Source organism: Paraglaciecola polaris LMG 21857 (assembly GCF_000315055.1).
Classification (GTDB): Bacteria; Pseudomonadota; Gammaproteobacteria; order Enterobacterales; family Alteromonadaceae; genus Paraglaciecola; species Paraglaciecola polaris.
In genome coordinates, this window is the sequence record NZ_BAER01000134.1 from 1 (window position 1) to 6090 (window position 6090).

The 6090-nt window shown below is 36.5% G+C and carries 4 protein-coding genes; 1 reads left to right on the forward strand and 3 read right to left on the reverse strand.

The genetic code is table 11. From position 1 onward, the window contains the following. The 3 genes from GPLA_RS21795 to GPLA_RS21805 form a co-directional block, all read right to left on the reverse strand. On the reverse strand, positions 1–548 hold a 548-nt coding region (locus tag GPLA_RS21795), incomplete at its 3' end, for a transposase (RefSeq protein WP_226993174.1). Between the two features lie 74 nt (positions 549–622). Further along, a complete protein-coding gene (locus GPLA_RS21800; protein WP_226993173.1) occupies positions 623–2704 on the reverse strand; it encodes a sensor domain-containing protein in 2082 nt (693 codons plus the stop codon). A gap of 219 nt (positions 2705–2923) precedes the next feature. After that, the gene (locus GPLA_RS21805; RefSeq protein ID WP_007107196.1) at positions 2924–4471 is read right to left on the reverse strand and encodes a methyl-accepting chemotaxis protein; all 1548 of its coding nucleotides are present in this window, start codon (positions 4469–4471) and stop codon (positions 2924–2926) included. A gap of 438 nt (positions 4472–4909) precedes the next feature. Here GPLA_RS21805 and GPLA_RS21810 point away from each other — a divergent pair, with 438 nt between their 5' ends. Further along, the gene (locus GPLA_RS21810; RefSeq protein ID WP_153810607.1) at positions 4910–5899 is read left to right on the forward strand and encodes a helix-turn-helix domain-containing protein; all 990 of its coding nucleotides are present in this window, start codon (positions 4910–4912) and stop codon (positions 5897–5899) included. Positions 5900–6090: the final 191 nt, after the last annotated feature.

The window sequence follows — 6090 nt, forward strand, 5'->3', positions numbered from 1 at the left end:
TTGGTATTATTGATCACACGTTTATCTTGGCGAATTTTTACCACAAGGCAATCGAGATAAATAATCGGATAAATGGGGTCTAGCGGCCGTGATTGCCATTCCACTACTTTGTCGATAACCGCGTTCGTCACTCTGGATATAAGCGTTGGTGAGATGTCTGCCCCGTACCATTCATCAAAGGCTTGTACTATTTCCCTTGTGCTCATGCCTTGGGCATATAACCAAAGGATCTTCTCATCCATGGATGTAAATCGGGACTGATTTTTTTTGATTAACTTAGGCTCAAAGGAGCCATCACGGTCGCGAGGTGTGTCGAGGTCGAACTCACCATCTTCCGTTTTTATACGCTTAGAAGTCATGCCGTTACGACTATTTTTGACTACTGACTTAGCATGTTTCTCGTAACCTAAATGCTCAACCATTTCAGCGTTTAATGCAGCCTCAACGGTTATTTTTTTCAGCATTCGACTGAAATCATTTAAATCTTCTGGGGTTTTAATGCCTTTGGCCGCTTCTTTAGCGAAAGCTTCAAGTTCTTTTCTGTTCATTTGCATCTGCCTATCCTTAACTCTCAATAGAGTAATTTATGATAAGCAGTTACACAAAATTCGTTACAGCCTCATCATGATTGATAATATCTAGTAAAATCAAACTCATTCATAAAGCTTTTAAAATAGAAATTATTAAGGGGTTTAGAAATCAGATAGCCTTGAATAAAATCACAGTTTAATGCTTTTAATATTTTTAACTGGTTACACGTCTCTACGCCTTCAGCCACGACTTTATAACCGAGTTTGTGCGACATACTTATGATTGATTCAACTATGACTCTGTTTGATTTCGCTTGGTTATCTAATTGCCCAATAAACGATTTATCAATTTTAATAGTATCCACATCAAGCTGTGTTAAATAATTTAATGAGGCGAAACCAGTTCCAAAGTCATCAATGGCGATCCGGATCCCCTTACGTCTTAGGCTAGACAATGTACTTTTTACTTTTTCGAAATCCACTATTAGACAACTTTCTGTGATTTCAATTTCTATTTGATTTAGTGCTAGGCCAGATTGCATGATGTAATCGATAAAATTTTTTTGAAAGTTATCATCGAGTAACACCATAACGGAAACATTAACTGAGGTGACAAAGTCTTTTGGCAATCCCATGTCCGATATAGATCTAAATGTTTCCAAAAATAAGCTTTTTGACAGCTCAATAATTCGATGTTTTTTTTCCGCAATTTCAATAAAAAGGTCGGGGCCAACATACTCACTATTAGTGCGTTGCCAACGAGCAAGTGATTCACACCCTATCAGTTTTCCTGAAGATAAATCTAACTTAGGTTGAAAATAAGGGCTGATACTTTGATCATTAATTGCTCGAATCAATTCCTCCTCCAACTCATTATTGTCCTGAAATTTCCTACCTAGATGATAATTATAAACAGTGTGATTTTTACCCCCATTTTGTTTTGTATGGTACATAGCTATATCGGCGTTGGCTATTAATGTACTGACATCAGCCCCGTCTTGCGGAAAGCAACTAATACCCGCACTTAAGGTCACGGAAAAGTCATTTGAGTCTATTTTTATAGCGACTTGCGACAGGGTAATAATTTGCTGGATTTTTTTTTCTACAGCCGCTAATTCTTGCTCTATTTTGAAGATAATAAGAAACTCATCACCACTCATGCGGCCTAATAAGTCTCCCTCTTCAATGCAACTATTAATACATTGCATCACTTTGGTTATTACTTGGTCACCAAAGGCATGTCCTTTGGAATCATTGATAATTTTAAAACTATCAATATCAATAAACGCTAGGGAAAATATGCGGTCGTTAACGTTTGCCGTTTGGATCCTTTGTTCAAGGAGTCGGAGCAGTAAACTACGGTTAGGAAAACCACTTAACGAATCAAAGTTGGCTTGTTTTTCTATTCTTTTTTCATATTTTTGGCGTTCGCTAGAGTCAGAAAATAACGCTACAAAGTTTTCAATTTGATCTGAGCCGTTTTTAACGGTATTAATCTCAAGGGTTTTTGGATAAGTCACCCCAGACTTTTGTTTATCCCAGATTTGCCCTTTCCAGGCGCCTTCTTGGTTAATTGACGTCCACATTTTTTGGTAAAAACTATTATCATGAGAGCCTGACTTCATAAAGCCGGCAAAATTGCCAATCGCTTCTTTTTTTGCGTATCCGGTAATATTAGTAAAAGCAGGGTTCACATCAATAATAATATTGTTATTGTCTGTCACCATGACAGCATCCGTAGTTTTTTCAAAAACCAACTCCGCTATCTTTAATCTTTGTTCTTTTGCCGTCTGTACTGAAATATCACGCCAAACCACATGTAGAAGCACTTCATTGTTATAATTTATAACGGTTAATGATACTTCGACCTTGAAAAATTCATTTGCCGAATTTTGGTGTAGCCATTCAAATCTATGCTCGCCCTTTTGGTGGGCTATTGTAATCATTTCGTCTGCTTTATTCGCAGATGTCATCCCACAGGGTTGAGTCGGGGGAGAAATATCAGAAGGGCTGATAGAGGCAATATTTTTAGCATTGTGTAAGCCCAGTATTTTTAAGGTCACTTTATTGCAGGCAATATACTTTTTGTTTTTAATTAGCAGTATTGGCTCAGAAGAGTTTTGGAATAAACTTCTATACATACTTTCACTGTCAGGTAAGTTTTTAATACTCAACAACGCTGCATACTCCAGTTTACTATATTACTAATTTCAATGCAGGAAGCGCGGTTCGATCCTCGTTCTATCATTAAATTTAACAAGTAACGCGTTACACTCTCTCTCAACATCCTTTTTGCTCCCTAAGTGACGTATTTTTAACTACCCATTGATTAACATAGTGCTAAGTTGATTAACCTATTCACCTTTATTTTTAACTTAACATGGAATGCAAACTTAGCTTTTAAATTGCATGACTAAGCTTTGCTGCTGGGCTAAATTATCTAATAAACTTTCACTTAAACTAGCGGCTTCAAGTCCATGAGTTTCACTTTCAGACGACATATTTCTAATTGCCAAAATATTTTGATTAACTTGTTCAGCCATAGCTGACTGCTCTTCAACAGCGCTGGCTATTTGCAGAGTAACATCCGCTATGGAAGAAACCTCTTTTGTTATTTCAGTCAAAGCTAACCCTGTTTTTTCTGATAGCTGTACACAATTGTGCGACAATTGAGTGCCTTTACCCATGGAGAGTATTGCGCCATCTGATTCGCTTCTAAGCTGGCCAAGCATCAAACTTATTTCATCTGTTGATTGTTGTGAGCGCATGGCTAACTCCCGAACTTCACCAGCAACAACAGCAAAGCCTCGTCCTTTATCACCCGCTCTCGCCGCTTCTATCGCTGCATTTAACGCCAATAAGTTAGTTTGATCGGCAATGCCACTTATTTCACTCAGCGCTTTGTCTATCGACTTTGTGCCTTCAATTAGGCGGGTGATTGCAGTATCAACCTCTGTTAGTTGTGTTGATAATCCTTGGATAGAATTAACGGTTTCCGCAACCACAGCCTGACCGTCTTTGGCCATGTTTAAACCTTGCTGAGAGGCCTCAGAAGCTCCTGTTACCACTTGAGTTATTTCTTGTACTGTTGCCGCCATTTGGTAAATTGCAGCGGCGACTTGTTCGGTTTTATTTTTTTGAGCGCTTAAAATGGTTGCTACTTTATTCCCCCGTAGTGAAGAATCTTTTGCTTTTTCGGTGATGGTTTTTGAATCATCACTGACTCTACCAACCACAGCGTTCAGTTCAGCCTTACGCATTTTCAGGGCAAGAGAAATAGTACCAATGTCATCACTATTACCTGAGTACAAATAACTCATTAATCTATTATCAAAAACACCATTGGCTTCAGCAACCACCTCTTTATATTGTTTACGCCAAAAAAAGTGAATAACAGTTGCAAACAATGAAAGTAAAAAAATGGGTAGTAAAATTAACAAAATAACATTAGCTAAAAATAAACTAGCAGCCGAAAGTAGCGTCAATATTGCTAGTAGACTGAGTGTCCATAGGGTTTTATCGGTACGAAATTTTAGGACGCGTGGGGTTTTGTCTCGACACAGTTGAGGGTAGATTTTATTTGCTCTTTCAATGACATCTCTGTCTAATACTGTTCTTACGGATTGGTACTCATACACCTGACCTAAGGCGTTTTTAATAGGAGTGACGAATGCATTCACCCAATAATAATCGCCATTTTTACATTCATTTTTTACTGGCCCCATCCATGATTTCCCTCTTTGAATGAAGGACCACAAATCGGCAAATGCTGCTTTTGGCATATCGGCATGGCGAACCATATTGTGTGGCTTACCCACCATCTCATCTAAGGTAAAACCTGAAATATCGCAAAAGCTACTGTTTGCATATTTTATATGGCTGTCTAGACCTGTTGTTGATAGTAAGCTTTCAGATGTGGGAAATAACTTTTCTGTACTCATTTACATTCCATTTAATAAACATAATAGTGCTCAAAAAAATCGAGCTACTTGTAGTAAAAATCCACATTAATAAAGTTATACAACCCAATTAACTTCCATAATGACTAAAGAGAGCAACCAAATTATTATTATTTTTTAGTGTTAATTCATTGATAATAAAGAAATTAGTATACCCATCTACTCTGTAGTAAATATAGACGAATACAAGTTGAAATTGATTTATGCGTATTTTAGATAGGCTTTTTAGGTGTTAAGTGGTTAACCAATGAGTCATATGGAGTGCAGAATATAAACAAAATCAACATATGAATAACCAATAATACCCACAATTTTTGTGTTGTTATTGTGCGCAAAACGTACAGGCCGCTGGATTGACATAGCGTATGCCAATCAACATACTTATGCCCATAAAATCAATGGCCTTAAGTGTGTAGTGTTGTGTTAGATGTAAAATATTCGAGTATTGAGGAGTACCGGCAAGGGCTCTCAAAGTTAGATATGAGGGTATTACAAGTCACTCCTGGGCGTTTTATGTGTCAACTTAGGGAATTAGAATTACCGAAAGTAACAATAGGGGATCGATTTTTTAGCACGGCTATGCATTGGCAGACGGCGGTAAAACATGATTATTTATATATTGTTTTACCGACTTGTAATAGTGGGTTAAGCGTTAATGGACAAAATACTCTTATCAATCAGCCGATAGTTTTTTCAAAACACCAAGAGATGTTATTCCGTATCCCGATTAATTATCCCAAATATTATGTGATTGTTATGCTTTCCGCTGAATTTGCTAGATATTACGGCAATGAAAATATAGAGAGATTAAAAAACCATATCATAAACCCAAATTATGAAAAAAAAATTTTTCCTAATTTCAGCTGCCATCTAAAAAGTATATGCGTATTAATAGAAAAATTGCTTAACTATGGTAATTTATTAAATTATCAAGCAGCAATAGATGCTCAGGAAACACTTTTAGATTTATTATGTAAGCTTCTAAAATTAGATTTTACCATTTCTAAATCCAATGGTGATTTTCAATCAAGACAGCTAGCAATTGTAAGTCGCGCGCTCAATTTCATACATAAAAATAGTGTATTGAATATCACCATTCCTGAATTAGCAAAAGTAAGTTTTTGTTGTATCCGTACTTTAGAGTATAGCTTTAAGGTAGTAATGAATATGACGCCTAAACAATATATTATTAAGCGACGACTTAACTTGATATTTAACGCACTTAAGTCAAATAGCGTCAGTTCAATACGTGAAATAACCACAACTTATGGAATTGTTAATCAAGGCCGTTTCGCTCAAGATTATTATAAATTTTTTAATGAATATCCTCATCAAACTCAAAAAAAATTAACAGAAACCTTTATCCTCAAAGTAATGCGATGCTATAAATTATTGATATTATTAAAATAGCACTTCTATTTCCAACTTATTTTTTGTGAATTATGGCGTTGTTGATCAAATCATTGCTGGAGGCGCAATTGTCCCAAGAGGTTAACGTATTTAAGCAGTTTGCTCCCGAACCGGCATACCTAGTCTTATGATACCAAACGGATTAAATATGTGATCTAATGTGCCTTCTTTTTATTTTTCAACGGAGATCG